This window comes from Agromyces protaetiae, assembly GCF_030866785.1.
Classification (GTDB): Bacteria; Actinomycetota; Actinomycetes; order Actinomycetales; family Microbacteriaceae; genus Agromyces; species Agromyces silvae.
The window spans coordinates 914,634-941,024 of the sequence record NZ_CP133018.1 but is presented as its reverse complement, the minus strand read 5'-3'; the positions used below and the strand labels follow the sequence as shown (position 1 = coordinate 941,024).

General features: G+C 68.2%; 32 protein-coding genes. 13 read left to right on the top strand and 19 right to left on the bottom strand.

Annotated features, from left to right (window positions below; all coding sequences use genetic code 11):
- Positions 1–135: 135 nt before the first annotated feature.
- The 3 genes from QU602_RS04400 (at position 136) to QU602_RS04390 (ending at position 1,489) form a co-directional block, all read left to right on the top strand.
- Positions 136–621 (top strand): hypothetical protein, encoded by a 486-nt coding sequence (locus tag QU602_RS04400; protein ID WP_308798986.1) that lies wholly within the window; start codon positions 136–138, stop codon positions 619–621.
- A gap of 68 nt (positions 622–689) precedes the next feature.
- The gene (locus QU602_RS04395) at positions 690–1,196 is read left to right on the top strand and encodes a hypothetical protein (RefSeq protein ID WP_308798985.1); all 507 of its coding nucleotides are present in this window, start codon (positions 690–692) and stop codon (positions 1,194–1,196) included.
- 44 nt (positions 1,197–1,240) lie between these two features.
- Positions 1,241–1,489, top strand: a complete 249-nt coding sequence (locus tag QU602_RS04390; RefSeq protein WP_308798984.1) for a hypothetical protein — start codon at positions 1,241–1,243, stop codon at positions 1,487–1,489.
- Here QU602_RS04390 and QU602_RS04385 read toward each other — a convergent pair.
- Complete coding sequence (locus QU602_RS04385; RefSeq protein ID WP_308798983.1) at positions 1,486–2,352, bottom strand: Fpg/Nei family DNA glycosylase; 867 nt, start codon at positions 2,350–2,352, stop codon at positions 1,486–1,488. The two genes, QU602_RS04390 and QU602_RS04385, sit on opposite strands and share 4 nt — an antisense overlap.
- Positions 2,353–2,403: 51 nt before the next feature.
- Positions 2,404–2,718, bottom strand: a complete 315-nt coding sequence (locus QU602_RS04380) for a hypothetical protein (protein WP_308798981.1) — start codon at positions 2,716–2,718, stop codon at positions 2,404–2,406.
- 109 nt (positions 2,719–2,827) lie between these two features.
- Here QU602_RS04380 and QU602_RS04375 point away from each other — a divergent pair, with 109 nt between their 5' ends.
- Together QU602_RS04375 and QU602_RS04370 are read left to right on the top strand one after the other, a co-directional pair.
- A complete protein-coding gene (locus tag QU602_RS04375; protein ID WP_308798980.1) occupies positions 2,828–3,238 on the top strand; it encodes a hypothetical protein in 411 nt (136 codons plus the stop codon).
- Between the two features lie 24 nt (positions 3,239–3,262).
- Complete coding sequence (locus QU602_RS04370; protein WP_308798979.1) at positions 3,263–3,448, top strand: hypothetical protein; 186 nt, start codon at positions 3,263–3,265, stop codon at positions 3,446–3,448.
- A 152-nt stretch (positions 3,449–3,600) separates the two neighbouring features.
- On the opposite strand, the gene QU602_RS04365 is transcribed toward QU602_RS04370, so the two are convergent.
- Complete coding sequence (locus QU602_RS04365) at positions 3,601–4,242, bottom strand: VOC family protein (RefSeq protein ID WP_308798978.1); 642 nt, start codon at positions 4,240–4,242, stop codon at positions 3,601–3,603.
- A 91-nt stretch (positions 4,243–4,333) separates the two neighbouring features.
- Entirely contained in the window at positions 4,334–4,765 is a 432-nt protein-coding gene (locus QU602_RS04360; RefSeq protein WP_308798977.1) for a hypothetical protein, read from the bottom strand.
- 111 nt (positions 4,766–4,876) lie between these two features.
- Between QU602_RS04360 and QU602_RS04355 the strand changes: the two genes are divergently transcribed.
- On the top strand, positions 4,877–5,533 hold the full coding sequence (locus QU602_RS04355; RefSeq protein ID WP_308798976.1) for a hypothetical protein: 657 nt from the start codon (positions 4,877–4,879) through the stop codon (positions 5,531–5,533).
- Between the two features lie 163 nt (positions 5,534–5,696).
- Here QU602_RS04355 and QU602_RS04350 read toward each other — a convergent pair whose 3' ends face one another.
- Together QU602_RS04350 and QU602_RS04345 are read right to left on the bottom strand one after the other, a co-directional pair.
- A complete protein-coding gene (locus QU602_RS04350) occupies positions 5,697–6,485 on the bottom strand; it encodes a CPBP family intramembrane glutamic endopeptidase (protein WP_308798975.1) in 789 nt (262 codons plus the stop codon).
- Positions 6,486–6,803: 318 nt separating this feature from the next.
- Positions 6,804–9,425 (bottom strand): ATP-dependent Clp protease ATP-binding subunit, encoded by a 2,622-nt coding sequence (locus QU602_RS04345; protein WP_308798973.1) that lies wholly within the window; start codon positions 9,423–9,425, stop codon positions 6,804–6,806.
- A 216-nt stretch (positions 9,426–9,641) separates the two neighbouring features.
- Here QU602_RS04345 and QU602_RS04340 point away from each other — a divergent pair, with 216 nt between their 5' ends.
- The 4 genes from QU602_RS04340 to QU602_RS04325 are packed head-to-tail and all read left to right on the top strand — an operon-like array spanning position 9,642 to position 13,473.
- A complete protein-coding gene (locus QU602_RS04340; protein ID WP_308798972.1) occupies positions 9,642–10,838 on the top strand; it encodes an SIR2 family protein in 1,197 nt (398 codons plus the stop codon).
- Positions 10,831–12,660, top strand: a complete 1,830-nt coding sequence (locus QU602_RS04335; RefSeq protein WP_308798971.1) for an ATP-binding protein — start codon at positions 10,831–10,833, stop codon at positions 12,658–12,660. The genes QU602_RS04340 and QU602_RS04335 overlap by 8 nt, the downstream gene beginning before the upstream one ends.
- 37 nt (positions 12,661–12,697) lie before the next feature.
- Complete coding sequence (locus QU602_RS04330) at positions 12,698–12,907, top strand: KTSC domain-containing protein (RefSeq protein ID WP_308798970.1); 210 nt, start codon at positions 12,698–12,700, stop codon at positions 12,905–12,907.
- 8 nt (positions 12,908–12,915) lie between these two features.
- Positions 12,916–13,473: a hypothetical protein gene (locus QU602_RS04325; protein ID WP_308798969.1), complete on the top strand. Its 558-nt coding sequence runs from the start codon at positions 12,916–12,918 to the stop codon at positions 13,471–13,473.
- Here QU602_RS04325 and QU602_RS04320 read toward each other — a convergent pair.
- Complete coding sequence (locus tag QU602_RS04320) at positions 13,466–14,053, bottom strand: hypothetical protein (RefSeq protein ID WP_308798968.1); 588 nt, start codon at positions 14,051–14,053, stop codon at positions 13,466–13,468. The two genes, QU602_RS04325 and QU602_RS04320, sit on opposite strands and share 8 nt — an antisense overlap.
- A 131-nt stretch (positions 14,054–14,184) precedes the next feature.
- Here QU602_RS04320 and QU602_RS04315 point away from each other — a divergent pair, with 131 nt between their 5' ends.
- Complete coding sequence (locus tag QU602_RS04315; protein WP_308798967.1) at positions 14,185–14,850, top strand: hypothetical protein; 666 nt, start codon at positions 14,185–14,187, stop codon at positions 14,848–14,850.
- A gap of 212 nt (positions 14,851–15,062) precedes the next feature.
- On the opposite strand, the gene QU602_RS04310 is transcribed toward QU602_RS04315, so the two are convergent.
- From QU602_RS04310 to QU602_RS04285, 6 genes are all read right to left on the bottom strand, one after another.
- Positions 15,063–16,163, bottom strand: coding sequence for a Fic family protein (locus QU602_RS04310; protein WP_308798966.1), 1,101 nt, complete (start codon positions 16,161–16,163; stop codon positions 15,063–15,065).
- A gap of 206 nt (positions 16,164–16,369) precedes the next feature.
- Positions 16,370–17,263, bottom strand: a complete 894-nt coding sequence (locus QU602_RS04305) for an RNA polymerase sigma-70 factor (protein WP_308798965.1) — start codon at positions 17,261–17,263, stop codon at positions 16,370–16,372.
- A complete protein-coding gene (locus tag QU602_RS04300; protein ID WP_308798963.1) occupies positions 17,260–17,856 on the bottom strand; it encodes a carboxymuconolactone decarboxylase family protein in 597 nt (198 codons plus the stop codon). Before QU602_RS04300 ends, QU602_RS04305 begins: the two co-directional genes overlap by 4 nt.
- Before the next feature lie 67 nt (positions 17,857–17,923).
- Complete coding sequence (locus QU602_RS04295) at positions 17,924–19,399, bottom strand: FAD-dependent monooxygenase (RefSeq protein ID WP_308798962.1); 1,476 nt, start codon at positions 19,397–19,399, stop codon at positions 17,924–17,926.
- Between the two features lie 138 nt (positions 19,400–19,537).
- Positions 19,538–19,915, bottom strand: a complete 378-nt coding sequence (locus tag QU602_RS04290) for a PIN domain-containing protein (RefSeq protein WP_308798961.1) — start codon at positions 19,913–19,915, stop codon at positions 19,538–19,540.
- Positions 19,912–20,169 carry a ribbon-helix-helix protein, CopG family gene (locus tag QU602_RS04285; protein ID WP_308798959.1) on the bottom strand — a complete coding sequence of 86 codons (258 nt, stop codon included), beginning with the start codon at positions 20,167–20,169 and terminating at the stop codon, positions 19,912–19,914. Before QU602_RS04285 ends, QU602_RS04290 begins: the two co-directional genes overlap by 4 nt.
- A 247-nt stretch (positions 20,170–20,416) precedes the next feature.
- Between QU602_RS04285 and QU602_RS04280 the strand changes: the two genes are divergently transcribed.
- Positions 20,417–20,923, top strand: coding sequence for a hypothetical protein (locus QU602_RS04280; protein WP_308798958.1), 507 nt, complete (start codon positions 20,417–20,419; stop codon positions 20,921–20,923).
- A gap of 3 nt (positions 20,924–20,926) precedes the next feature.
- Here the strand turns inward: QU602_RS04280 and QU602_RS04275 are convergent, their stop codons facing one another.
- The 4 genes from QU602_RS04275 to QU602_RS04260 all read right to left on the bottom strand — a co-directional run bounded on the left by QU602_RS04275 (position 20,927) and on the right by QU602_RS04260 (position 24,283).
- Positions 20,927–22,291, bottom strand: a complete 1,365-nt coding sequence (locus QU602_RS04275) for a cryptochrome/photolyase family protein (protein ID WP_308798957.1) — start codon at positions 22,289–22,291, stop codon at positions 20,927–20,929.
- A 51-nt stretch (positions 22,292–22,342) separates the two neighbouring features.
- Entirely contained in the window at positions 22,343–23,161 is an 819-nt protein-coding gene (locus tag QU602_RS04270) for a VOC family protein (RefSeq protein ID WP_308798955.1), read from the bottom strand.
- Complete coding sequence (locus QU602_RS04265) at positions 23,158–23,616, bottom strand: DUF1801 domain-containing protein (RefSeq protein ID WP_373692885.1); 459 nt, start codon at positions 23,614–23,616, stop codon at positions 23,158–23,160. The genes QU602_RS04270 and QU602_RS04265 overlap by 4 nt, the downstream gene beginning before the upstream one ends.
- Before the next feature lie 94 nt (positions 23,617–23,710).
- On the bottom strand, positions 23,711–24,283 hold the full coding sequence (locus QU602_RS04260) for a TetR/AcrR family transcriptional regulator (RefSeq protein ID WP_308798953.1): 573 nt from the start codon (positions 24,281–24,283) through the stop codon (positions 23,711–23,713).
- 64 nt (positions 24,284–24,347) lie between these two features.
- On the opposite strand from QU602_RS04260, the gene QU602_RS04255 reads away from it, so the two are divergent.
- Entirely contained in the window at positions 24,348–24,944 is a 597-nt protein-coding gene (locus QU602_RS04255) for a dihydrofolate reductase family protein (RefSeq protein ID WP_308798952.1), read from the top strand.
- Here the strand turns inward: QU602_RS04255 and QU602_RS04250 are convergent.
- Positions 24,928–25,788: an alpha/beta fold hydrolase gene (locus QU602_RS04250; RefSeq protein ID WP_308798951.1), complete on the bottom strand. Its 861-nt coding sequence runs from the start codon at positions 25,786–25,788 to the stop codon at positions 24,928–24,930. The genes QU602_RS04255 and QU602_RS04250 overlap by 17 nt on opposite strands.
- A gap of 30 nt (positions 25,789–25,818) precedes the next feature.
- Positions 25,819–26,292: a recombinase family protein gene (locus QU602_RS04245; protein ID WP_308798950.1), complete on the bottom strand. Its 474-nt coding sequence runs from the start codon at positions 26,290–26,292 to the stop codon at positions 25,819–25,821.
- Positions 26,293–26,391 lie beyond the last annotated feature (99 nt).

Sequence of the window (26,391 nt, the reverse complement as noted above, 5' to 3'; positions counted from 1 at the left end):
GTCTTCGGTGCGCCCCGGACTGGTACGCAGGCGTACCGTGACGTTCCGGAGCGGAGACGAGCCGCCCATATACACACCATCCGCCCCCGCCGCGACCCCCGCCTTCGTTCGGTGTGCGGGCCGTAGCCTGCCGGCATGGCTGATTACGCCCGGTACGAACTCGAGACCGTGCGGCTCGTCCATGACGGCGGCGCACTCGAGGTCTGGTTCCCCGACCCGGTCGAGCCCGGAGAGGCCGCGTTCTCCCCCGGCCTGGCCGCGGCGCTCCGCGCCCCGAGCGGCGATCTCGCCGCCCTCGCGGCCCGGATCGGCGACGAACTCGGCTCGACCTTCGAGGTCGAGTACGCAACGCCGCGTCGAAGTCGGTTGCCGTGGAGGCGGTCACGCCCGGCTCGGTACCGTTCGTCGCAGCCGGCGACGAATCCGGATGCCTCGGCGGCATTCGAAGCTCGAGCCACCGCCGCGCGTGCTCGCCATGCGGAGCTCGCCGACGAGGCCGCCTGGGCGGCGACGCCCAACGCGGCCGAGATGCTCGGCCAGGGCGGCGTCGGCGGCCCGTTCACCTTAGGCAACCGCACGGGCGAACTGTTTCGGCCGCGCCCACGCCGCCCGCGGCAGTGACCCGACGCCCGACCGGGGCGTGAGGAGCGGCGTGCGGGGAACGCGGGCACCGGCGTAGGCTCGGCCGCGTGGAGGACTACTGGCGGTACGAGCAGGAGATCGTTCGACTGTTCTACGACTACGTCGACAGTGTGCTGTGGTTCCCCTATCCGGTGCGGTACGAGGAGGCGCGTCTGAGCCCGGCGCTCACCGATGCGCTCCGCGCCTGGGGCCGACGGCACGGCGAGGGACTCGCCGCTGGCGAGAGATGGCCGTCGCCCGAGCTGCCCGCTCGACTCACGGCCGAGCTTCCCGGCCTCGCCGCCCGGGTGGGCGACGAGCTCGGCTCGGCCTTCGAGGTCGAGTACGCGAGCGGGTCGGACGACCCGATGGACCAGTCGCGGAAGCTTCGTTATCGGTCGACTGAGCCGCCGACGAATCCGGATGCCTCGGCGGCATTCGGGGCATTGGCCGAAGCCGCACGCGCGGAGCGCGCGGCGCTCGCGCGCCGCGTCGCGTCGGAACCCGGCGGATCACGGGCGTGGTTCGCCTTCCAGCCCGGCGGCGGAACCATCTACCGTCCGCCTTCGCCGTAGGCAACCCCCTCCATCGGCAGCGCCACGGTTCTTAGCCTCGGGAGATGAGCCATCAGAACCCGACCGGGAACGCCCAGGGCGGTACCGGCGAGGCCGGCCCCGACGACAACGCGGCGACCAGCCTGCCCGCTGACATCGATCAGCCTTCGATCGAGGAGACGGACGAGCAGTACGGCTCCGACGGCGACTCGCAGGCCGCGGCCGATCACGCCGGCGGGGTGGGCGCACCCGTGGGCGTGGCCTCTGAGGGCCGGGCGCGGGCGACCGAAGCCGACGACGACGCCAGCCGTTAGCCGGTCTTGAGCGGCAGCAGCTCGCCGCCGGTCTGGCACGAGGGGCAGTACTCGGCGGTGGTGCTGGCGAACGAGAACGAGTGGATGGTGCCGCCGCAGACCGGGCACGGCTCCCCCGCGCGACCGTGCACCTGCATCGCGGCGACCTTCGCCGCCTTGAGGTCGGAGATCGGGATGCCGTGACGGGCCTCGGTCGCCCCGCGCATCACGGCGACGACGGCGTCGAAGAGCCGGTCGAGCTCCTCGGCCGACAGCGTCGACGCGTGCGCGACCGGGGAGATCTGCGCGGTGAACAGGATCTCGTCGGAGTAGGCGTTGCCGATGCCGGCGAGCGACTCCTGCTCCTGCAGCACGGCCTTCACCTGCTTGCGCCGGCCGACGAACGCGTGGTCGAACTCGGCGCGTGAGAACCGCGGCGACACCGGGTCGGGCCCGAGCTTCGCGACGGCCGCGACGTCGGTGGGCTCGTCGACGACCCAGCCGCCGAGCGAGACCCAGTCCCCTGCGTCGGTGAACTCGAGGGCGGGTCCTTCGTCGAACGCGATGGTCGCGAGCGTGACGGGCGCCGAGGCATCCGGCTCGTCGTCGGCCGACGCGACCTCGTCGGTGGTCTCGGCCGCCCAGCGCGCCCAACCGTGGCGCCCGAGCGAGACGACGAGGTGATCTGAGCCGTCGAGCGCCAGGTCGAGCAGCTTGCCGTGGCGGCTCACCCCCAGCACGCGTTCGCCGACGATCGAGCCGATCGGCCGCGCCCGCGTCTTGTTCACGCGGAACTCCAGCACGTCGACCTCGCGGACCGCGCGGCCCGCGAGCCGCTCGTCGAGCTCGTCAGCGAGCGCTTGCACCTCGGGCGACTCAGGCATGCGCCCAGCCTGGCACGCGCGACCGACACGGTCGAGGGCGAGCAGGCACGCTCAGCCGGATGTCTCGTGACGCTGGTCCTGCTCGAGCCGACGGTTGTGCCGATGCATCCAGACCACTGGCGGGAGCGTGGCGAGCAGCACGATCGCGACGCTCCACATGCCGATGTCGGCCGCGAGCGTCCCGACACCGTACACCACCAGTCCGGCTCCGATGGCGCGGAGCGCGAGCGACCAGCGCGGAAGGCGCTCGGGGTTGCCGAAGTACGGGATGAAGCGATCGGGATTGGCGTCGAGGAGCATCCGCATCGACCACATGGACGCGACGAAGCCGGCACCGACGACGAGCCAGGCCAGTCCGCTTCCCATCTAGCCATCCGAACACGAACCCGGCGGTCCGTCAAACGCGGGTGCCCCGACGTTGCAGCAAGCGGACAAGAGCTTTCATATGACGGATGCCTCGGGCAGGATGTGGGGCATGCACACTCGTCGAACGTGCCTAGGGCGAGACATCCGCCGCGCCGTGGCCCTCGCGCTGATCAGCGGCGGGTTGGGGCTCGCGCTGGCCGCGTGCAGTTCGCCGAGCGAGCCGGACGCGTCGCCGTCCTCGACGGCGACGCTCGAGATCCGGACCGACGCCGATGCGTCGGCCTCGGTGCAGCCCGCCGAGATCCCGCGCGAGGGGACCCGCGCCGATGCCGCGCTCGTCCACGCCGCGATGAGCGCGTGCGTCGCCGAGTACGGCTGGACGGTCACGCTCAACCCCGACGGCTCGCTCTCGCCGGGTGACCCGAGCCTCACCGGGAACCCGGAGTTCGAAGCGGTCTGGCTCGCATGCCTCTCGGACACGTCGACCCCGCACCTCCCGGCGGGCGCCTCGACCGACTAGCTCCTGACACCACGAAAGGCGCACATGTTCGCGTTCCCCGGAGGGCACTTGCTCATCATCCTGCTGTACTGGGCCGTCATCGGAGCCGTGGTCTTCGGCATCGTGTACGTGGCCGCCCGGCTCGCGTTCGCGCACGCGTTGCGCAAGCACGGACTGATCCCGCCCGCACCGGGGCGCTCCGCGCCCCCGGCCGCCGACGACCCGGCGTAACCCTTCGCGCTCTCGCACGTTGGAGGTCGGATTTCGCATCGGAGTGCGGTCTCGTTCGTCCTCAGTCGCGGAATCCGTCCTCCAACGCGAGTGACACCTCGCGCGTCGGCGGCGACGCCGACGGCGGCGGCGGCGACGCCGGCACGCGGTGATCAGGCCGCGGGCTCCCAGACGAAACCGTCGGGGTCGGTGAACGATCCGCCGTCGCTGTGCAGGCGCAGCCGGTGCGAGCCGCTGCCCGCCTCGTCGACACCGGAGGTCTTCGCGAGCGCACGCCGCTTGTACAGGCCGAGGCCGATCGGGCTCGCCGGCGTCGCGAAGTCGACATAGCTGCCGAAGCTCTTCGCGACCTTGAGTCCGCGAGCCGTGTAGAACGCCTTGCTCGCGGAGACGTCGTCGGACGCGAGCAGCACGACGATGCTCTCGAACTCGCGGCTCGCCGGGGCGGTGTCTTTCTTGGACGAGGTCGCGAGGTTCCAGATCGCGCCGTCGGGCGCCTGCACCACGCCGCCGATGCCCCAGAGCGATTTCTCGACGGGCTTCAGCACGCTCGCGCCAGCCGCGACCGCGGCGTCGAACAGGGCCCGCACGTTCGCGGGCTGCGAGACGACGAGCGACACGGTGAATCCGCGGAATCCGCTGGTCGTGGCATCCGACCCGACCGTGCGCACGCGCGCGCCGTCGAGGCCGAACGCGTCGGCGTAGAAGCGCTGCGCAGCCTCGGGGTCGTCGGCCTCGAGCGTGATCGAGTCGATGGAGGTGATGGTCGTGAGGTTGGAGTCGGTGGAGCTCATGCAGCCGAAGCTACGCCCGCCGCGGTGCTGCGGCTTCTCGATTCCTGCTCGGTTGTTCGCTCGCCCGGCTCTGCGGTTCGCCGTGGGAGACTCAGCGGTTCGCCGTGGAAGATCGGAGCGCCGCTCGGTCGCCGAGCCACCCGCCGACGAGGATGACGGCGAAGACCGCGCCGCCGATCGGCCACGCGGCCCAGGTGATGCCGAGCGAGAGGACCAGGTACCAGCCGAGGGCCATCGACCCGAGCACGAGCACGATCCCGGCCACGGTGTAGGGGAACGCCGGGCTGCGGAACGCCGGCGGTGGTTCGCCCGAGAGTCGGCGACGCAGTGCCTCGAGCAGCGGGTTCGCGATCACCAGCACGAGTACCGCGAGCCCCCCGGGAATCCCCGGGGCGAGCAGCATGACGATGACCGCCGCGGCGGCGATGGCGCCGACGACGAAGTAGTACCACCACGGCGTGCCGGCACGCGTGCGCGAATCCGCGACCGCCGTCGCGCCGGAGACTTCCGCGTGATCCGACATCCCAGCAGCCAACGCCGATGGGTGCCGGAAGTCAACCCAGGCGGGGCGCAGCCTCCATATTGGGTGGGAGTTCGCAGCTGTGCCCGCGCCCGGTCGATAAGGTCATGGACGATGGCGTTCGGCGGGAAGAAACGGGCGAAACGGGTCAAGCCCGGCGACGGGCACGCCCTGCAGCGCTACCGCTGGTGGCAGCCGTTCTCGCGGTCGCTGTTCCACCTGCGACTCCTCGGACCGGACGGTACGCCGGAGACCTGGTCGGTCGACATCCGCCACGGGGGCGACGACAACGGCGAGGTATACGTGCAGCTCTATCGCGACGGCGTGAACCAGGCCCGGTCCAAGTCACCCGCGGCATTCGCCGTGCCGGGCGGCACCATCGAGGTCGTCACGAGCGGCTACGGCCTGCGGCGGTGCCACTACGTCGCCGACGACGGATCCGAGCGGCAACTCACACCCGAGCCCGCGTCGGCCGAGGGTTTCCGTGCACGCCTGCATCGACGCTTCCCGACGTTGAGCCGCGGCCTCGGTGCCATCTCGGTGATCGTGCTCGTCATCGGCGTCGTGCTCGGCGTGCCGCAGATCCTCGAGACGGTCACCAGCATCCCGCCCATCGCGGAGAACTTCGGCACGTTCGTCAGCCCCATCCACCTTCCGGCGTGGCTGAACATCACGATCTTGGTCGCCACGCTCGTCGCGAGCACCGAGCGTGCGCTGCGCCTGCGCTACAACTGGCTGCTCGACGGCGGCCTGTTCGGCGAGGACGAGTAGCGCCGCGGGCTCACCCGGGGCGTCGGCCCGTGTCTCGCGCGCGCCGCCGAGTGCGTGACCAGTCGTCGGGACCAGCGCCCGACACGCCGACGATTCGCCCCTGTGGGCGGCGTGTCGTCAGGCAGTCCCGACGACTGGTCACGACGAGGCGACCCGACGCGACTCAGATCAGCCCGCTGCTGAGCAGGAAGATCGCGAGGCCGTGCGCGATCGCCGCCGGGATCACGCCGCGCCACATCCGCAGGAACGCGCAGATGAGCCCCTCCCAGAGTGTGAACGCGAGCAGCGGCCAGCCGACGTCGGTCACCGTCGTCGCGAGGAACGCGTGACACGCGGCGAACAGCACGCCCGAGAGCACGGCGGCTCGCACGGCGGGCATCGCCCGCTCGAGCCGGCCCTGCAGGTATCCGCGGAAGAACACCTCCTCGCCGAGGTTTCCGGCGAAGGCCATGAACGCGAGCGCGGGCAGGAGCGCGAGCGCCACGGCGCCGCCGCGCCCGTCGATCGGATGCCACGCCGAGAGCGCGAGCACGGGCGCCGCCGCGAGCAGGCCGCCGCCGACGCCCATCGCGATCGTGCTCACGTTCGGCCTGCCCCAGCGCACGAGCCCGCTCAGGGCGCGGTCACGCAGGGTCAGGAACACGAGTGCCAGACTGCCGAGCCCGAATGCGATGAGCACGACCGGATCCGAGGTCATGCGCAACCACGGGACGACGCCGCCGACGAGTCCGAACTCCCAGAGTCGAGCAGGGGTCATCGCGTCGCGGATGAGGATGAACCCGAGGATCAGCACCACGATGCGCAGCAGCGGATCCCGGTCGCCCCGCGCGAGCCAGAAGCAGGCGCCGAGGAGGGCGAGTCCGGGCAGCACGAGCAGGCCGTAGTCGAGCAGTTGGGCGCCGGCGAAGGTGGCCTCGACTGCGGCAGCGGGCACGGCCTTGGCGGGGGTCACGGTGCGTGGGCTCCTCGTCCGCCGGCCGGCCGGCGGGGCTGTCGATGCAAGCGCTGGCGTTTCCAACGTACCGTGCGCGCACGTTCTGGTCGTCGCGCCCCGGCGGACGCGTAGGTACGGAACCCCGAACGTGGGTTGGTAGCCCGAACGTGGGTTGGAACACGCGCAGGGCGGAGCTCCATCCCACGTTCGCCCGTCTCACACACCTTCGGCGGCATACGCGAAGCACCCCACCCTCCGGCTGGAGGGCGGGGTGCTTCGTGCCGTGACGTCGGGTCTCGGCGGGGGTTGGGTGCGCACCGGGCGGATGCCTCGGGCTTACGCCGCGAGCGGCGCGGTCACCGCGGCGCGGGGCACGGGCGTGACCGCGAGCGCCCCGTCGACCGCGTCGACGTGCACGCCTTCGCCGTCACCGAGGTCGCCGCTCACGAACAGGTCCGCGATGCGGTCGTCGACCTCGCGCTGGATGAGGCGGCGCAGGGGCCGCGCACCGAACTCGGGCTCGTACCCGTGCTCGGCGATCCAGGCGACGGCCGCGGGCGAGACATCCAGCGACACCTCGCGCGACGCGAGCCGCGCCACCGTCGCGCCCAGCATGAGCGTGACGATCTCGGCGATCTCATCCTGCGTGAGCTTCTTGAACAGCACGATCTCGTCGATGCGGTTCAGGAACTCGGGCCGCATGGCCTCGCGCAGCTTGCCCATGACCCGCTGGCGCACATCGTCCTGCGACGAGAAGCCGTTGGCCGAGGCATCCGTCGACGCGACGAAGCCGAGCGCCCCGGAACGCGACGCGAGGAACTCCGAGCCGAGGTTCGAGGTCATGATGACCACCGTGTTGCGGAAGTCGACCGTGCGACCCTGCCCGTCGGTGAGCCGCCCGTCGTCGAGCACCTGCAGCAGCAGGTTGAAGACGTCGGGGTGGGCCTTCTCGATCTCGTCGAACAGCACGATCGAGTACGGGTTGCGGCGGACGCGCTCGGTGAGCTGCCCGGCCTCGTCGTAGCCGACGTATCCGGGAGGGGCTCCGACGAGGCGCGACACGGTGTGCCGCTCGCCGAACTCGGACATGTCGAACCGGATCACCGCGTTCTCGTCGTCGAACAGGCGGTCGGCGAGCGAGCGCGCGAGCTCGGTCTTGCCGACGCCGGTCGGGCCGAGGAACAGGAACGAGCCGACCGGACGCTTCGCGTCGCCCATGCCCGTGCGGTTGCGGCGCACGGCCTTCGCGACGGCGGTCACGGCGTCGTCCTGCCCGATGACGCGCGCGTGCAGCTCGCCCTCGAGGTCGGCGAGGCGCTCGCGCTCACCCTCGGTGAGGCGGTTGACCGGGATGCCGGTCGCGCGCGAGATCACCGCGGCGATCTCGGCCTCGTCGATGACGGTGGCGAGGGCGGATGCCTCGGGGTCGCCGTCTGCGGTCGCAGCGGCACCCCGTTGGCGAGCCTTCTCCGTCGCCTCGTCGAGCTTGGCCTGCACCTTGCCGATCTCGTCGCGGATGCGCGACGCCTCTTCGTAGTGCTCGGCCGTGACGGCGGCGTTCTTGTCGGCCTCGAGGGTTGCGAGTCGCTCGATCAGCTCCGAGACATCCACCTTCACGCCGAGGCGCAGCCGCAGGCGCGCACCGGCCTGGTCGATCAGGTCGATCGCCTTGTCGGGCAGCACGCGGTCGCTGAGGTAGCGGGCGCTGAGCTCGACGGAGGCGCGGATCGCCGCGTCGGTGTACTCGACACCGTGGTGCTCTTCGTAGGCGGGCTTGAGGCCCTGGAGGATCAGCACGGAGTCCTCGATGGAGGGCTCACCCACCTTCACCGGCTGGAAGCGGCGCTCGAGCGCCGGATCCTTCTCGATGCGACGGTACTCGTTGAGCGTGGTCGCCCCGACGAGGTGGAGGTCGCCCCGCGCAAGGCGCGGCTTCAGGATGTTTCCCGCATCCATCCCCCCTTCTCCGCCGCCTCCGGCGCCGACGACGGTGTGCACCTCGTCGATGAAGATGATCAGCTCACCCTTGTGGGTGGCGATCTCTTCCATGGTCTTCGTCAATCGTTCCTCGAAGTCGCCGCGGTATCGCGTGCCGGCGAGCATTCCGGGGAGATCGAGCGAGATGACGCGCTTGTGGAGGAGTGCTTCGGGCACGCTCTCTTCGACGATCGCGCGGGCCAGGCCCTCGACGATCGCCGTCTTGCCGACGCCCGCCTCGCCGACCAGCACCGGGTTGTTCTTGGTGCGGCGGCTGAGGATCTCGATGGTCTGCTCGATCTCGTCGACCCGGCCGATGACCGGGTCGAGCTCGCCGGCCTCCGCGCGTGCGGTGAGGTCGGTGCCGAACTTGTCGAGCATGGGGGTGCTCGACTGGCCGGTTTCGCCCGAGGCATCCGTCTCGGTCTGGTAGCCGGACCCGCCGTCGGTCTCGACCGTGTCGCGCATGCCCTGTGTGAGCGCCTCGGCGGTCACACCGGCGCGCGCGAGGACCTGCCCGGCTGGGGCGTCCTGGCCGAGGACGAGCGCGAAGAAGAGGTGCTCGGGGTCGATGTACGTCGAACCCGCGCTCCGCGCGACCTGGTAGCTGTGGAACAGCGCGCGGCTCGCGCTCGGCGTGATCGTGGCCGCGTTGAGGTCGGCCGGGGACTCAGTCGCTTGCGGGAGTCGCGCCTCGGTCGCGGTGATGATGCGCTCGGGGCTCACGCCGACGCGTCGGATCGCCTGCTGGACGGAGTCGTCCTCGACGATGACGCGCAGGATGTGGAGTGCGTCGAGCTCGGTCTGTCCGCGCTCGAGCGCGAACCGTCCGGCACGCTGCAGAATGCTCTGGGTGCGCGCGCTCAGGAATCGGCTGAGGTCGATCGACCGAGCCGAGCGGGCTCGCTCACCCTCGAGGTATCGGGCAAGAAACTCGTCGAACGAGCTCGCGCCGGCCTCGGGGTCGAAGTCGTTGGGCACCTGGCCTCCTGGTTGAAGTTGAGTGGTGTTCGCTCAAGTTCAACGCTGGGGGCGGTTGGGTATTCCCGGTGTAGCTTCACCACATCTGGGTACCCCGACTCGCCCCGTGGCTACGAGCCGAAACGAGTTCTGGAGATCTGCTTTGGCAAGACGAGTGCGCCTCAAGAGACAGCGTGTTGCCAGCGCCGATTCTGCGATGAATGAAATACTCCTGAAATGCGCGAAGGAGCACCATTTCAGAGTCAAGGGATTGCCCCGAGTGCGGCAACGAGCTCGCGCATCACCAACCACAATGATGCCGATTCCGCCGGTCACCTCTTTCGCGCCGCGCTCGCAATCCTCGAGCGTGCTCTGTTCGACGATGCCAGGCCGTTCGCCTTCCTTCTCGGGGCAGGCAGTTCCTGCTCGCTAAGTGATCCGCGGGGTAATCAGCTGATTCCAGACCTCGCGGGACTTACGGCAAGAATTCGAACTCAGCTAGCGACGCCGCATGAGGCGCTGTCGGTGCTCGAAGACACTCTTGTCGCCGACGGCACGAGCACACCGACTGTCGAGCATTGGCTGACCCGACTGCGCACGATGGCGTTGATTGCAGGCGGGGACTCCATTCGGGGCATGACGGCGATTCAAATCGAAAGGCTTGAAGCCGCCATAGTTGAGCAAATCGTCGACATCGTGACAGTCGCGCTTCCGGCTGACGGCGGCGGTTTCGATGCAGTTTCGCGATGGGCGGGGGCATTCGACCGCAGGTTTCCATTGGAGATTTTCACGCTCAACTACGACCTCCTCATGGAGCAGTCCCTCGAGCGGCACCGCGTCGCCTACTTCGATGGATTTCTCGGAGCGTATGAACCGTTCCTTGACCTCCGCACGATGGAGGACGACAGTTTGCCCACGCGCTGGACTCGGCTATGGAAAATGCACGGTTCCGTCAATTGGAGCGCCGACGGAGCGCGGATCTTTCGCGCAAGCGCAGGCGCGGGAAACCGAAGCAAGAGTCTCGTTCATCCCTCGCACCTCAAATACGACCAAAGCCGCCGCATGCCCTATCTCGCCATGCAGGACCGGCTGCGTTCGTACCTGCGGCAGGACGGAGCGCTGCTCCTGATCGAGGGGTATTCATTTGCCGACGAACACATCAACGAGATCCTGATCGAAGGGCTTGCAGGAAACCCAAGCGCTGTGGCGTTCGCCCTATTGTTCAAGCCCCTCGGCGAGCACGAAGAAGCGGTACGAATCGCGACTCGAACGCCCAACGTACGGCTGATGGGGCCTGACGGTGCTGTCATTGGCGGCACTCGCGCACCCTGGCAACAATCCGAAGATCTCCAACGAGTCGCACCCTCGGAGATCGGCAATTTTGCACGCCTCTCGAATCTGCTTCAGTTTGAAGAGGGGGCAGAAAGTGCGTGATGCCACCTTTCTTGGCACTGTTCGAGATGTCGATGGCTCGTCAATCGCAGCAGAAATTGCTCCCCAAATCTCGACCGGCCTCGCCTTCGTTGCCGGTGAACCTTACAGCGTTGGTCAGGTGGGAAGCTTCGTTCGCCTTCCGGTTGGCCTACGTGATCTGATTGGGGTAGTTACGCGAGTCGGCGCCGGGGCTGCGCCGGTATCGCGCGACATCGAGCAATCGCGCTGGATGGCAATTCAACTCGTTGGTGAAGCTCAGCCTGGACGCCAATTCGAGCGCGGGGTTGCACAGCTGCCGAGCATCGGTGATCGAGTTCATATGGTCACTCGAGCCGACCTAAACAAGATCTATGGACATCAATCCGCTGCCGACGGTTTCGTCGCGGTTGGCCAAGTGGCATCAGCCGAATCGATTGAGGCACGCGTCAATCTCAATCAGCTCGTTTCGAGGCACTCGGCTGTCCTAGGCTCAACTGGTTCTGGAAAGTCCACGACGGTCGCGTCCTTTCTCTCCGCGATGTCGGACTCAACGCTTTATCCTTCCGCACGCGTAATTCTGTTCGACGTTCATGGCGAGTATGCCCGCACCTTCGCCGATCAAGCGAACGTGCTGACCACTGACAATGGAATCGAAGGCTCACAGAAACTCAGAATTCCGTACTGGGCCCTAACGTTCGAAGAGCTCATTCCGCTTCTGTTCGGCGCGCTGCCAGATGACGCTGGTCGGGCCTTCGTACGTGACGAGATCACTCGACTAAAACGAGAAACCGTCGCGCGCGCCCCAAGCCATGTCCTGCCAGCGGACCATGTGACGGTGGACAGCCCAGTGCCATTCAGCGTTAAACAACTCTGGTTTGAGATTCACGTGCTGCTCAACGCCACGCACACGGTGGCCGGCGGGCAGGGCCGCGACACATGGTCGCTCCTCAAGGACACAAGCGACGTGGTCGTTCAAGCGGGCGACCCCGACGCCATGATTCCTCCGCTCTTCTCCCCCCAAACGCAAGCCGCCGGAAAGGACAAGGTATATCTCTCCTCCTCGACGCTCAACATTCGCCGGCAGGTAGATGTTCTGGCGTCCCGGCTTCGCGACCGTCGATTCGAATTCCTGCTGCATCCGGGGCGTTGGGAACCCGAGATAGACGGCACTGTCGCAAGTACGCTTAGCGACCTGCTCGAACTTTGGCTTGGGCCAGCGAAACCTATAACGATCATCGATCTCTCTGCAGCACCCCCGGCGGTCGTCGGCGATCTGATCGGCTCAATGACTCGGGTCTCCTACGATGCGATGTTCTGGGCGCGGAATCACTCCGAAGGCGCACGTGAACGCCCACTCCTTTTCGTCTTCGAAGAAGCGCACGCGTACCTCGGATCCGCCGGCTCAAGCTCCGCACGAGCCTCGGTGCAGCGGATTGTTCGAGAGGGACGCAAGTACGGGATGGGAGCGATGATCGTAAGCCAGCGGCCATCCGAGCTTGATGCCACGGTCCTCTCCCAATGCGGAACGTTGATCGCGCTGCGGCTGACGAACTCGGCCGATCGATCCTTCGTGCTGTCCTCCGCGTCCGACAACATGGCGGGGATGCTCAGCATGTTGCCCGTGTTGAGGACCGGAGAGGCGATTATCGTTGGAGAGGCCGTGCCGCTTCCGACACGGACTCTCGTCGCCAAACCTTTGAAAGTGCCGGACAGCGAGGATCCGCGGATCGCAGGCGCCGGACGGCCGGGTGGTTGGGACCGTAACCGCGAACCCACGAAGTACTCCGAGATTGCCCGCGCGTGGGAGACGCAAGACGCGCGCGCGTTGCCCTCATCGACCTAAGCCCCGCCTACGAACCCGACCTGCTTGGAGCGCACCAGTGGAACGAACAGCTGTTGAGTCATCGAACGTGATCTCCATCGGTTACCAGCCAGATACTTTGACGATGGAAATGGAATTCAAGGGAGGCAACGTCTATCAATACTTCGACGTACCCGAGCATGTATTCGACGGTATTATCCGTGCGCCGAGCGTCGGCAGGTTTTTTCATGAGCAAGTTCGCGGGATCTATCGTTACGCACGCGTATGAATACAGATGTGCGTCAGGCCGACCCGACTGAACACGACATGACACCGCGGAAGCGCCGTTGGTGGCAGCGCCGCCAGCCCAAGCCTGATCTGCCTAGCCACCCGCTTTCGCCCGGAATGACAGACCTTGAACTCGCTGAAGCAGTACGAAGCCACATTCGCGAGGCGAAAGAGTACGCACGTTGGCGACGCGGCGGGTGGACTTTCTGGGCCACGGCATCTCGGGTCCTAGCCTTCGGGCTCTCTGCCACCGCTACCATCGTGCTGGGGACGTCAAATCCAGCCTGGCCGGTCAATCTGGCCTTCATCTGTTCAGCCCTCGTAACGACTGTGACCACGCTCGAGCCGTTCTTCAATTGGCGTACGCGCTGGGTGCTGGCCGACGCCGCGCTTGCTGACTGGCACCAGCTGGAGGACGAACTATATTTCCACGTCGCATCGAGGAAGGAATCGGAGCTGGACCGGGACGCATTGCTCGAATTCCAAGACCGCAACTCGGCGATCTGGGGGCAGCTAAGTTCTGAATGGGTGGCTGCACGCCGCGAATCCGGCTCAGTCGCTAAGTAGCGCTACGTGCCTTGCTGTCGATTCGACTCAGAGCGCGGTGGTTGTCATTGCCCACCATGCTGGTGAAGACGGCAATGCCACCCAAACGCTCGAACGCGTGGCGCAGATGATTCCGCGCATCTTCCCGAGTCATGCTCCGGCGGGCTGCGACGTCGAATCCGAGATCTCGCGTGATGAGTTGCGCCGCCGTCATCACGTCGGTGTCGGCGTCGATCCGAGTGACCCCGGCAGGACCGACCTCGTTTGCGAGTGCGTAGTCCCGATACCAGGCCTGTCGGATCTGGCACGCCTCGATCACATCGAGCAGCTCCTGACTCGGCACGTCAGCGCGCCCGTCCGCGCCCAGCCGGTAATCGGGGATCGGGAGATCAACCGCGGGCGGCTCGGCCAGGAAGAAGAACCCGAACGGCACATGGGAGTACCGCGGGACCTCCTCGATCTGCTTCATCGTGGGGGCCTTCGCCCCGTTGATCCAGGCATTCCAGGCCGGAAAGTGCCGTTCGAAATCGGCGTCATCGCGGCCGGATCGACCCGCCGCCCAGTGCAGGACGTCGGGCTCAATCGGTACACGAATAGACATGACCGTCGCTCCTCCCTCTCCGGCACTTGGCAACGAGCGTAGCGACTGGCGCCGACAAAGGCCCCGAGTTTCTGGGAGCTCGCGCACCCCGAGGCCGTGCATATTGGAGTTCCACCGGCTAGCCTTTGCGCATGCGTGGCCCATTCGATGACCCTGAAGTTGCGCGCGCGATGGCGGAGGCCGGCGTGGTGCACACGCCCGGGATGGCGGACCAGCTGATGCGCGAGCTCGCCCCTCTGCTCGCCGCCGACGGGATCGATCTGAACAATCCCGAAGGGCTCGATCTCGAAACGCTCCAAGCCGCGCTCGACCGCGCCGTCGAGCGCCGTAATCTCGAGCTCTCGACGCCGACCGGCGTGCGTCGGGGAGCCGCGTGCGTTGTGCTGCTCATGGCCGTCGGGGCCATCAGCGACGGCGAGCAGCTGCTGGCCGAGTCACTGGTGTGGGCCGTGCGGCCCGAGCCGTCCGATCCTGACGAGCCGTCAGTCGCCAACGTCATCGGGGTCGCGATGGGCAAGCTCGACGAGTGGTTCACTGACCCCGAACTCGAACGAGCCTTAATCGAAGTGCGCGTGCCGGAGACACTTCCAGGCGGCGTTCGAGCCGCGGTAGACATCCTCGTCCTTGCCCGGAAAGGGCGGGCGTTCGCCTCAATCGACGCACTCATTAGCCGCCATCGCGGCCTGAAGGTGATCGAGGGCGCGACCCTCGCGATTGCTGCCGCCCTCATGGCGCTGGCTACGAGCGCGCACGAAACCGTCACCAAGGTCGGCGTCCGCCTTCTCATCGACTCGTGAGAGCCTGACGAACAGTCATCGAATGAACCAGATCTCGTTGCGCCGCAGGCTCACCGTCTCGGCGACACTGCTCGGTGGAGCGATTGCAATGCTCGGTACGCTCGTGCCTGGCTGGGGCTGGCTGTGGTTCGTGAGCCTCGTGCTCATTCTCGTCGCTGTTGTGTTGGCCGCGTTCGAATACGCAGCCGAGCAGCGGAAGCAGCAGACCCATCCTAGGAGAGGGCATCCCTCAGGATCCGTGGGAGTAGGCCGACGCGGTCGAGGCGGTGCACCAGGTGGATCGTGAAGTCGTTCGGCGAGAACACGAGGTGGTACTTCCGCGAGTTTGCGGGATCGCGCTCGAGCAGATGGCGGTCGAGTAGGCGCCGGATCGCTTGGCTGCGCTTGGCCGACACCCCAGGGACAACCTCGGTCAAGTCAGCTGCGGTGATCGTCGTCTTCCGGGCGGCGGTGCCGAGGATTCGCGCTTCCACGACGGTCACACCGCCTGAGCGTTGCATGCGCTCGACAGCGGGGAGCAGGAGCTGTTCGGTGACGAAATCGGCGTCGCCGAGTCTGGTCAGCTTTTCAACGTCGGACGCGAGACCCTCGAGGAGGTACGTGCACCACGAGATGATGGCGTCGTTCGACAGTGAGTCGGCGTGCTCGAGTTGGTTGTAGTACTCGGCGCGGTCTGCGCCGAACACCGCCGTCGGGTTGATCGCGCGGTAGTCAGTCGGCGATGAGAATCCCTGCTTGACGAGCATCGCGTATGTCAGCAGGCGGGCCACGCGGCCATTGCCGTTGCCGAACGGATGAATCCAGAGGAAGCGGTGATGAGCAATCGCCGTCTGCAGGAGCTGTTTCTGCGGTTCGACTGGTTCCGCGACGAAGTCGATCAACCTGTTCATGTGATCTGTCACGTCTGCCGGCCACGGCGGCTGATGCTTCGACTGGCCGATCCTGACCTCACCGAGGCGATACGCCCCCGGCGTGCGATCGCCCTCCCGGCGCAGACCTTCGACGGTAAGCCGGTGCAGCTCGCGAATGAAGAGGTTCGAGATCGGTTCGGAGGGCGCAGCAGCGTCAACGAAGTCGACGGCCCGCTGGATGTTCAGGATCTCCTCGACGCCCTCGTCGACGTCGAACTCACCAGGGCCTCGGGTCTTCGCCACTCCAGACACCGCGTCGAGAATCGACGTCCGATTGCCCTCGATCCGCGCTGACATGATGCTTGTCAGGAGCTGCGATAGCGCTTTCAACTGTCGGTACACCACAGGGGGCGTCGTCCCCTTGCCCAGGACCGTCCGCGCGCGTTCGAGTTCGATGATCACGCGAGTGAGACTCGAGTCGAATGCGAACTCTGGATATCTGATGTCCACGCGACGTTTTTACCACAGCGACTTGTCGGATTTATGCGGCGGCTTTGTTCTTGCTGGTCAGGGGCATATTTATCGGTATACTGCACAGAGCGAATTTACGGCACGATGAAGCGCAATTTCGGAGTGCCTCGAACAGTTGTCGATCACGCGAGCCGCAATCATCGGCTCGCGAGGTGGGCCGTCTGTCCATCAAGCCCCACGAGCTTCTGCGGATTCGCCACCGAGTAGATCCGAGTCACCCGCCCACCCTCGATCGTCACACTCACCACCCCGAGCAACTCCCCATCGACATCCAGCTGCGCCCCGAGCGCCCCGTTCACCCACGCGAGCGTCAGATGCGGCTTCACCCCGTACTTCTCGATCGACCCGCGCAGGTACGCCACGATCTTCTCGGCCCCGACGATCGGCCGGCGTGCCGCACCCCGCACCTGGCCGCCACCATCCGCGATGGCCACGACGTCGGGCGCGAGCACGTCCATCAGCCGCTGCAGATCCCCCGAGTTGAACGCGTCCAAGAACCTCGCGAGCACCTCCTCCTGTTCGTCGCGCTCCACGCGCACCCGCGGCCGCCGCGCGGCGACGTGCTCCTTCGCGCGATGCGCGATCTGCCGCACGGCCGGCAACGACTTCCCCACGGCCGACGCGATCTCCTCGTACGGCACGTCGAACACCTCACGCAGCACGAACACCGCGCGCTCGGTCGGCCCCAACGTCTCCAGCACCGTCATCGTCGCCATCGACAGGCTCTCGGCGAGCACCACGTCATCGGCGACATCGGGTGAGGTCAGCAGCGGCTCCGGCAGCCACTCCCCCACGTACTCCTCGCGGCGGCGCGACACCGTGCGCAGGTGGTTGAGCGACTGCCTCGTCACGATCCGCACGAGATACGCGCGCGGGTCGCGGATGGCCTCGTGCGAGGCATCCGCCGAGACATCCGCCCACCGCAACCAGGACTCTTGCAGCACGTCCTCGGCGTCCGTCGCCGAGCCGAGCATCTCGTACGCGACCGTGAACAGCAGGTTGCGGTGCGTGACGAAGGCGTCCTCGCTCATGCCGGCGACGATACGCTCGCCGTCGGCCGCGCCGCGAGCGGCGGCAGGCCGCACGCATCCGACAGCCCGTCGGAATGGATGCCGAGCGCGATGTTCATGCGCGCGGTCGCGTCCATGAGCCCGACCTTCGCGGTCAACTCGAGCAGCGCGGCCGGGCCGAGTGCGTCGAGCAGCTCCGCCGACAGCTCATCGCTGACGGCGGGCGGCATCTGGCACATCGCCTCCGCGTAGGCCATCACCTTGCGTTCCAATGGCGAGAAGACGGATGCCTCGCGCCAACGCGGCACCTCACGCGCCTTCGCCTCGTCGAGGCCCTGATTGTGCGCCAGGAAGTAATGCAGATCGAGGCAGAAACTACAGCCGACGTACGCGGCCGTCGCCATGCGCGCGAGACTGCTGAGGTTCGCGTCGAGCGCATCCCACTTCTCGGACTTCTGCCCGATGCGCGACAGGTCGAGCAGCACGCGGCGGTTGTGCCACATGACTCCGACGGAGTCGGGCACCTTGCCGAGCATGCGCTTGCTCACGGTCTTCATGACCCCGCCGAGGATGCCGGTGATCTCGGTCGCGGGGATACGTGCGTCGGTGGTCATGGTGGCTCCCGTGTCTCGTGGTGGCGATGACATGAAGACACCGGTCCCGCCGCAGGTGTGACAGACGTCAGCGATGCGGAAGAGCGCTCGGCGCGGCCGCGCCGAACCAACGCTCCAGATGCGCGACGAGGTCGCGCTGGTCGTCGCCGGCCCAGGCGACGTGGCCGTCGGGGCGGAGCAGCACGGCAGACGCGTCGAGCTCGTCGCTGGCAGCGACGACATGGTCGACGCGATCGGACCAGTCGGCGATCGAAAGTGCTCCGGTTTGGTCGAGGAGCAGGCCCCGGCCTCGATGCATCCGTTCGTAGAGGCGGCCGCCACCACGCAAGCGGATGTCTCGGAGCCGGCGCCCGACCAGGTCGCCGCCGTCGCCGCTCCCGCCGGCGCCGTCCCCGCCGAAGTCGTACCGGATCCCCGTCCCCGCGACGCGCTCGATCACATGGCGGCTCGCGTCCTCGAACGCCAGCAGCTCGGTCACGAGCCGCCGGACGGCCCGCGGGCCGGGCTCGGGGTCGATCAGCACCGACTGGGCGCGCGTGAGACTCAGCACGTCGGCAGCGACCGGGTGCCGCTCGGCGAAGTAGGTGTCGAGCACCCCATCGGGCGCCCAGCCGTTCACCTCGGCGGCGAGCTTCCAGCCGAGGTTGAACGCGTCCTGGATACCGAGGTTGAGCCCCTGGCCGCCGAGCGGCGGATGCACGTGCGCCGCGTCGCCGGCCAGAAACACGCGCCCGACCCGGTAGCGCTCGGCCAATCGCGTGGCATCCGTGAAGCGCGACAGCCAACGCGGCGAGTGCGCGCCGAAGTCCGTGCCCGCGTAGGCCCGCAGTTGCACGCGGAACTCCTCCAGCGTGGGCGGCGTCGCGCGATCTTCGACGACGGTCGCGGCCGGCACGACGGCGCGATGCAGCCCGTTCCCGGCCGGCCCGACGCCGAAGCCGCGGTGCGTCTCGCGCACCTGAGCCACGAGCGCGGCCAGCTCGTCGTCAGGCATCGTGACCTCGAGCTCGGCGAGCAGCCACTCCGTCTGCGCCGCCTCCCCGGGAAACTCGATTCCGAGGGCCCGCCGAACGAGGCTCCGTCCGCCGTCGCAGCCGACCAGCCAGCGCGAGCGTTCCCGCGAACCATCGGCCAGTTCGACCGCGACCTCGTCTTCGCTCTGCTCGACCCCGGTCACCTCGGCGCCGCGCCGTACCTCAGCCCCCAGCTCGACCGCACGCTCGGCGAGCAGCCGATCGGTCACCGGTTGCGGAATCCCGAGCACGTACGCGTGCGCTGAATCCAGCGTCACCCCGGGTGCCGCCTCAATCCCCGCGAACTGCCGCACCCCGCCGGGATACTGCCGCCCCTCGGCCAAGAACCGCTCCAGCAGCCCACGCTGGTCCATGATCTCGATGCTCCGGGGCTGCAACCCGAGCGAACGCACCAACGGACTCGGCTCGCCCTCCCGCTCCAGCACCAGCACATCCACGTCGTGCAGCCGCAGCTCGCTCGCGAGCATCATGCCGGTCGGCCCGCCGCCGACGACGATCACGTCACGCATGCCAGCAGACTACGGCGGCAGGTGAATGTGATCCACGGGAATCCGCTCGACGCCCTTTGATGCTCGACGCGTCACCCGAACAGCTCAGCCCGCGCCTCGGCGCGGTGACGTCACCTCCCGATTCGTCGTCGACGTCGATCAGTACGGCCGCTTGAGTCCGACGAACATCGGGAAGTGCTTGAGGTTAAGCGTCATGATTTCCGCGTCGAGCGTGAGCGCGGTTGCAGCGATGGCGAGATCAGCGGCATCGATGCTGCGGTTGCCGGGGAGCCAGCGACGGCCGAGCTCGCCGGCGACTTCAGCGATCTCATCATCGATCGGGTGCCAGGTGATCACGCCGAGAAGGTTCAGGGTCACACGCTCTTCTCTGGGGCGCATGCCCGCCAGCACTTCAAGCTTCGTGATCTCAGACGCTCGCAGGACATCCTGTTCGCGCCAGGCACGTATCAGTCCGAGCGCGCCGACGTTCCCACGGAGGGCATCGATGACGAGGGATGTATCGACGACGACGGTCATCGGCCGAGGACCTCATCGAGCCGTCGGCCCGAACGCAGGCGTTCGACGTATGCTTCACCGTCTTCGTCCCGGTCTCGCCACGCGCCTGCAGCCTCGTCTATCGCGCGAAGATCGGCTTCGAGGTCACGCCGCGGTCCGTACACCTTCGTGACAGCATCACGGATGAGTGACGACATCGATCTTCCCGTCCGCTTGACCTCTTCATCGAGGAGCTGGCGCTCTTCGTCGGTGAGAGAGATCTGGGTTCGAAGCATGATGTAATAATACATCACATGTGCGAGTTCGCGTCGAGACCGAACGCTGTGACTCGCGTACCCGACCCGCATACCCTTCACACTGAAGCACGGCGGAGGTCGGGCAGCTCAGTCCCGGTGGATCTGTGGAGGGATCTGTTGAGGCTGTGCGTGTGCAGGAGCGGCCGAATCCACTCTTCGCCGCCACCCCTTGATCCCCGAGCCATCCGCTGGAACCATGGCCCGGTACCGACGACGCAGGAGCCGCATGCCCGAGACCATCGATCGCGCACCGACCGCCGAGATGTCGACGCTCCCGGGCGCGTCCACCCTGCTGCGCACGCGCAGGCTTATCGTCGCCGCACTGGTCACCGCGTTCCTCTACAACCTGGTCATGACCGCGAGCCGGGGCGGCTGCCCCGGCGGCGTCACCGGCGACGGCGGATACCTCGACGCGAACGGTCAGCCCACCGACACCGTTCCGATGTGCGCCAACCTCACGCTCGGGCCGAGTTGGTGGGTGTTCGCCGCCATCGCGCTCATCGTCGTGCTCGCGATCACGCGGGTGCTGAAGCGGGCGAGCGACCAGCGCACCGCGGCCCGCATCCTCGACCGGGCGGCGATCCTCATCTTCGCGATCGCGGGCGCATCGGTGCTCATCGGCTACGTCTGGTTCTTCGCGATCCCGCTCGAGAGCGTCACCGAAGGCGGCACGGTCGTCTTGCCGTTCCTGTTCGGCAGCGTCGACCTCACGGTGACGCCGATCGGCGGCTGAGCGCTACTTCCCGCGCGCCCGGCGGAACCGCTCGCGAGCGAAGTCGGGGTCCACGATCCGCTCCGGATAGTCCAACGTCGCCCGCTCGTCCTCGGGCAGTTTCCACGGCTCGTGCACCGCGCCGCCCGCGACCCCGCGCAGCTCGGGCACGTAGCGGCGCACATAGTCCCCCGACGGGTCGTGACGCTGCGCCTGCAGCGTCATGTTGTACATCCGGTTCGGACGCGTGTCGGTGCCGGTGCCCGCGACCCACTGCCAGTTCATCGTGTTGTTCGCGACGTCGCCATCGACGAGCAGGTCGATGAAGTGCGCGGCGCCGAGCCGCCAGTCGAGATAGAGCGTCTTGGTGAGGAAGTGCGCCACGATCAGGCGCGCCCGATTGTGCATCCAGCCCTCTTCGGCCAGCTGCCGCATCCCGGCGTCGACGATCGGGAACCCGGTCCGCCCCGCTCGCCAGGCCTCGAGCCCGTCGTCGTCGCGCTGCCACCGATCGCCGCGGGGTCGATAGTCGGCCCGCACGGCATCCGGGCGGGCCGCGAGCACCTGCGCGTGGAAGTCGCGCCACGCGACCTGCCTGACGAAGGCCTCGGCGCCTGGCCCGCCCCGCTCACGCGCCAGCTGCACGAGCTCGACCGGTGAGAGGCATCCGAAATGCAGGTAGGGCGAGAGCCGCGAGGTCTGGTCGCCGGCGAGGTCGTCGTGGCCGTCCTCATACGCGTCGATCCCCTCGCGCACCCACTCGCGCATCCGGCGCCGGCCCTCCTGCTCACCGCCGCGGGCCAGCTTCGGCGAGGTCGTACCGAGCCGGAGGCCGGCGATTGCATCGTCGGCGGCCGACTTCAGCGAGACCGCCTCGAGCGTCCGCGGTGCCCCGAGCACGTCGCGCACGGGCCGGTCCTCCCAGCGCCGGAAGTAGGGCGTGAACACCCGCATGTGATCCCCGCCGTCCGGCGTGATCGCACCCGCCGGTACGACGAAGTTCGTCTCGCGGCACACCTGCAGCTCGACGCCCTGCGCCTCCAGGGCCTCGCGCAACGCCGCTTCCCGCCGCTGCGCGTAGCCGCTCACGTCACCTGACATGACGACGGCGTCGGCCGAGCTCTCGCGCGCCACGCGCACGACCTCGTCCGTGAGCCGCCCGCGGCGAACCAGCAGCTTCGCGCCCCGCTCGCTCAGCGCGTCGTGCAGGTCGGCGAGGCTGTCCGCGAGGAACGCCGCACGATTCGGCCGGAAGTAGTCGCTGTCGAGGATCCGCCGATCAAGCACGAACAACGGCACGACGCGGTCGGCTCGATCCATCGCCGCTCGAAGGGTCGGGTTGTCGTGTACACGCAGGTCTCGGGTGAAGAGCACTACCGCCGTCGTCATACCCCGAAGATATCTAACCGAGTTAGGCAATCCGCGGGGGTTGCGCGCGACTCAGCCGGCGACCACGGCCCAGACGAACCCGTCAGGGTCAGCGAAGTGGCCGACGTACCCGCGGTCGGCCTGCGCCCCAGCGACCGTGATCCGCCCGCCCGCCGCCACAGCGGCGGCCAGCGCCGCATCCACCGCCTCGGGCGAGGCGACCCTCGCCGTGAGCACCATCCTGGAGAAGCCGCTGCCCTCGGGGTCGACGCCGGTATCCTTCGCCAGCACGGCCCGTTCCATGAGGCAGAGCCGAGGGGCGCCCGCCGCCGGGTGGAAGTCGAGGTACTTCCTCCCATAGTCGCGATCGGTCGTGAGGCCCAGCGCCTCGTAGAACCGCTTGGATGCGACCGGGTCGGCCACGCCGAGGATGAGCGTGGTCTCGCTCGGGCGCGGGCCGGCCGCGGCGCGGCCCGTGTCCGCGTTCGTGCTCGACGCGAGCTTCCAGATCGAGCCGTCCGGTGCGCGCAGCGCGCCCGAGAACGAGCCGAACAGCGCCTTCCTGGCCGGCTTGACCGTCGCCGCACCGGCGCTCGCGGCGAGTTCCATCACCGTCCTCACTTCCGCCGGCCGACCGAGGATGTACGTCAGCACATACCCCCGGAAGCCCACGGTCGTCACCGGCACACCGGCCTCAGCCGCGAGCGCACTCGACGACGCGAGCCGTACGCGGGCGGTGCCGTGCAGATCGAGTGCGACGGCGTCGCCCTCCTCGGTCTCGGCCGGCCGCATCGCGCTCGCGTAGAACTCGCGCGCCTCGCCGATGTCGGACGCCCCGAGCGACACGGAGGCGAGCGCGAGCGCCGCCGTGACCTCGTCGGTGGCGGTCACGACGCTACCGCCCGCTCGACCGCCTTTTCGAGCTGCTGCCATGCCGCCTCGGTCGGTTCGACCAGCGCGTACGCGGTCGGCCAGAACCCGCTGTCGTCATCGAGCTGCGCCTGCACGCTGAACCCGAACGTCGAGTAGCGCTCCTTGTCCTGCTGCCCGCTGCGGAAGAAGCACACGACCTTGCCCTTCCGTGCATACCCGGGCTGGCCGTAGTACAGCTTCGGCGACAGCTCGGGAGCGGCCTTCGCCACGATCGCGTGCACACGCTCGGCCATGACCCGATCCGACTCGGGCATACCGGCGATCTTCGCCAGCACGTCGGCCTCCTCGGCCGCTGCCCTGTCCGCGCCCCGACCTCGCCCCACCTCAGTCTTGAGCTCGGCGGCGCGCTCCTTCATGGCCGCGCGTTCCTGCTCCGAGAATCCCGACCGCTTGGACGTGCTTGCCTTCGTCACTGACATCCCTTCTCACCGTGCGATCTGCACGATGTGCCTCCACATTAGGAATGGCGCCGCGGCCGCGCTTCTCGATTCCTGATCGACCTCGCGGCTACTCGGGCACGACCGCGGTCACGATCTGGTCGACGACCGCCTCGACCTCGTCGTCACCGAGGAGCTGCGGCAGCGTCAGGTGCTCGAGCAGCAGCCCCGTCATGGCGAGATACAGCACCAGGACCGTCGAACGATCGCCGGGGAATCCGCCGTCGACATGATCCGACGTCGCGATCGCGAGATTCCCCGCGAAGTGGCGCGTGACCGCTGGCGCGAGCCGCGGGTTGCGCGTCGCCTCGAGCCGCAGCTCGAACAGCGCGAGGTGCGCGGCGCGGTCGGCCTGCGCACGCTCGACGAGCCAGATCATGAGGTCGCGTTCGGTCGCGCGGTTCGGCTCGGCCGCCATGCGGCGGGCGGATGCCTCGGGGTCGGGTGTGAGTCGCTCGAACACGTGCGCCGCGAGCTCGTCGACGAGCTGATCGCGCGACGCGAAGTAGTTCGACGCGGTGCCCGCCGGCACGCCCGCCGCCCGGTCCACCGCGCCGAACGTGAGCCCGCGGGCGCCCTGCCCCGCGAGCACGTCGACGGCCGCTTCGAGCAGCGCGCGTCGTCGCTCCGCATTCTTGACCATCCCGGATGCCTCCTGTTCGCGGACCCCTTGACCTCGTAACAACTATAGTTATAGTGGTTGCCATATGCGAACGCTCACCTACTACATCTCCCTCTCGATCGACGGGTTCATCGCGGGCCCCGACGACGAGGTCGACTTCTACCCCGGCTCCGACGACTATCGTGCGTGGATGGCGGGCGACTACGGCGACGCGGTCCCGACGCACGGGCGCGAGCAGCTCGGCATCGCGGATGCTCCGCTCACGCGCTTCGACACGATCATCATGGGCCGCCGCACGTACGACCCGGCCCTGCAGCTCGGCGTCACCTCGCCGTACGCGCACCTGCGCCAGTACGTCGTATCGCGCAGCCTCGAGCAGCTCGATCCGGCGGTCACGATGGTGACGGGTGCCCCGCTCGACACCGTCCGCGCCCTGAAGGCCGAAGACTCGCCGCTCGGCATCTACCTCGCGGGTGGCGGCCGTCTCGCGGGGCAGCTCATCGACGAGATCGACGAGCTCGTCATCAAGCGCTATCCGGTCGTCGCGGGCGCCGGCCTCTCGGCCTTCGGCCCTGAGTTCTCGCCGCGACGGTTCGCGCTCGACGCGGTACGCACCTTCGACGGCGGCAACGTCGTCGAGTGGTACTCGCGCATGCCCGAGTCGCCTACGAGCGCTCGCTGACGACCGCGTCGATCACCGGAGACCACGCGGGCGGCGGCAGCTCGTGACCGATGCCGGGGAGGGGCACGAACCGCGCCCCGGGGATGTCGCGCGCGAGCGCCTCACCGTTGCCGATCGGGAACATCGGGTCAGAGGTGCCATGCAGCACCGTGGTCGGTACGCGGATCTCCGCGAGCCGCTCACGCCAGCGGGGCGGATCGTCGAACGCGGCGAGGTCGCCGTCAGGCGGCACGGGCGTGCGGCGCACGGTGTCGGCCCAGATCGCCCGGTCGTGCGCCTCGTCGAACTCGTCGCCGGCATAGTCGCGATCGGTCGCCACGCGGTACTCGACGATCGCGTCGGGGTCGTTCCAATCGGGGTCGGCAACCGGGCTCGCCCACCGCGCCTGCAATCGGGGCGACGGCTCGGGCAGGTCGGCGTCGCCGCCGCCGAACCAGGCCGGCGTCGTCGAGACGAGCGTGAGTGCGCGCACGCGTGCCGGATGGTCGAGCGCCGCGAGCTGTGCGATCCATCCGCCGGCCGAGAACCCCACCCAGTGCCCGGCTGGCGCATCGACCGCGTCGAGCAGCGCGAGCGCGTCGTCGACGGCGACCTGCGCACCCGCCCGGCGGCGCTCGGGCGGCCCGAGCGCCGTCTCCCCCGTGCCGCGCTGGTCATACCGGATCACCCGCAGCCCGTGCGCCGCGATCGCCTCGCAGAACTCGGGCCGCCACCAGTCCATCGCGCAGTCGCCACCGGCGACGAGCAGCACGACCGGATGCCGCGGCGAGCCGATCACCTCCGCCGCGAGCTCCGCGCCGTCTGGGCGCGCGACGCGGAAGCGCCGGACCTCAGCCCGAGACATCCGCGTGGTGTCCTGCCGGCGCAGCCCGCATCAGAGGTGCGCGTCCTCCAGGTGCTTCGCCCCGTGGTTCAGCACCTTGACGACGAGGTTGTGCTGCCGCAGCACCCGGATCGTGCGCGCGATCTCGTCGGGCTTCCGGCCGAGCGCGCGCTCGTTCGCGACGACCAGCACGTCGCCGGCCTGCAGCGAGTCGAACAGCCGGCCCAGCCGCTGCTCCCAGGTCAGCTCGACCTCGGGCGCCGGGTGCTTGAAGTCGAGGATCGCCACGCCGAACCGCGCCAGATCGTTGCGCTGCTCGACCACCGACGGCATGTCGTCGCGCGCCACGACGATACCGACGAGCCGTGACCCCTCTGGCCGGGCCTTCCACCAGTCGCGGTGCAGCTGCAGCTCTTCGAAACACTCGGGGCAGCCGATCGCGGCGTGCTTGTGATCGTGGACGACCGGCAGGCTCGCGGTCGTCGCCGGCACCGTGGACGTGTCGTTCTTCGTCGTATCCGTCATCAGCTCACCCAGGTCGGCCCGTCAACGTCGCTCCCATTCTCGCCCGGATCAACCATCCCTGCACAGCAGACCATCGTCCGCACCGACGAGCACCACCGG

What these genes read in the sequence shown, in the direction of transcription:
- QU602_RS04400 (WP_308798986.1), top strand. Translation starts at nt 136, where the DNA reads ATGGCTGATTACGCCCGGTACGAACTCGAGACCGTGCGGCTCGTCCAT.
- QU602_RS04390 (WP_308798984.1), top strand. Translation starts at nt 1,241, where the DNA reads ATGAGCCATCAGAACCCGACCGGGAACGCCCAGGGCGGTACCGGCGAG.
- QU602_RS04385 (WP_308798983.1), bottom strand. Translation starts at nt 2,352, where the DNA reads ATGCCTGAGTCGCCCGAGGTGCAAGCGCTCGCTGACGAGCTCGACGAG.
- QU602_RS04380 (WP_308798981.1), bottom strand. Translation starts at nt 2,718, where the DNA reads ATGGGAAGCGGACTGGCCTGGCTCGTCGTCGGTGCCGGCTTCGTCGCG.
- QU602_RS04375 (WP_308798980.1), top strand. Translation starts at nt 2,828, where the DNA reads ATGCACACTCGTCGAACGTGCCTAGGGCGAGACATCCGCCGCGCCGTG.
- QU602_RS04370 (WP_308798979.1), top strand. Translation starts at nt 3,263, where the DNA reads ATGTTCGCGTTCCCCGGAGGGCACTTGCTCATCATCCTGCTGTACTGG.
- QU602_RS04365 (WP_308798978.1), bottom strand. Translation starts at nt 4,242, where the DNA reads ATGAGCTCCACCGACTCCAACCTCACGACCATCACCTCCATCGACTCG.
- QU602_RS04360 (WP_308798977.1), bottom strand. Translation starts at nt 4,765, where the DNA reads ATGTCGGATCACGCGGAAGTCTCCGGCGCGACGGCGGTCGCGGATTCG.
- QU602_RS04355 (WP_308798976.1), top strand. Translation starts at nt 4,877, where the DNA reads ATGGCGTTCGGCGGGAAGAAACGGGCGAAACGGGTCAAGCCCGGCGAC.
- QU602_RS04340 (WP_308798972.1), top strand. Translation starts at nt 9,642, where the DNA reads ATGCGCGAAGGAGCACCATTTCAGAGTCAAGGGATTGCCCCGAGTGCG.
- QU602_RS04320 (WP_308798968.1), bottom strand. Translation starts at nt 14,053, where the DNA reads ATGTCTATTCGTGTACCGATTGAGCCCGACGTCCTGCACTGGGCGGCG.
- QU602_RS04315 (WP_308798967.1), top strand. Translation starts at nt 14,185, where the DNA reads ATGCGTGGCCCATTCGATGACCCTGAAGTTGCGCGCGCGATGGCGGAG.
- QU602_RS04305 (WP_308798965.1), bottom strand. Translation starts at nt 17,263, where the DNA reads ATGAGCGAGGACGCCTTCGTCACGCACCGCAACCTGCTGTTCACGGTC.
- QU602_RS04300 (WP_308798963.1), bottom strand. Translation starts at nt 17,856, where the DNA reads ATGACCACCGACGCACGTATCCCCGCGACCGAGATCACCGGCATCCTC.
- QU602_RS04295 (WP_308798962.1), bottom strand. Translation starts at nt 19,399, where the DNA reads ATGCGTGACGTGATCGTCGTCGGCGGCGGGCCGACCGGCATGATGCTC.
- QU602_RS04290 (WP_308798961.1), bottom strand. Translation starts at nt 19,915, where the DNA reads ATGACCGTCGTCGTCGATACATCCCTCGTCATCGATGCCCTCCGTGGG.
- QU602_RS04285 (WP_308798959.1), bottom strand. Translation starts at nt 20,169, where the DNA reads ATGCTTCGAACCCAGATCTCTCTCACCGACGAAGAGCGCCAGCTCCTC.
- QU602_RS04280 (WP_308798958.1), top strand. Translation starts at nt 20,417, where the DNA reads ATGCCCGAGACCATCGATCGCGCACCGACCGCCGAGATGTCGACGCTC.
- QU602_RS04275 (WP_308798957.1), bottom strand. Translation starts at nt 22,291, where the DNA reads ATGACGACGGCGGTAGTGCTCTTCACCCGAGACCTGCGTGTACACGAC.
- QU602_RS04260 (WP_308798953.1), bottom strand. Translation starts at nt 24,283, where the DNA reads ATGGTCAAGAATGCGGAGCGACGACGCGCGCTGCTCGAAGCGGCCGTC.
- QU602_RS04255 (WP_308798952.1), top strand. Translation starts at nt 24,348, where the DNA reads ATGCGAACGCTCACCTACTACATCTCCCTCTCGATCGACGGGTTCATC.
- QU602_RS04250 (WP_308798951.1), bottom strand. Translation starts at nt 25,788, where the DNA reads ATGTCTCGGGCTGAGGTCCGGCGCTTCCGCGTCGCGCGCCCAGACGGC.
- QU602_RS04245 (WP_308798950.1), bottom strand. Translation starts at nt 26,292, where the DNA reads ATGACGGATACGACGAAGAACGACACGTCCACGGTGCCGGCGACGACC.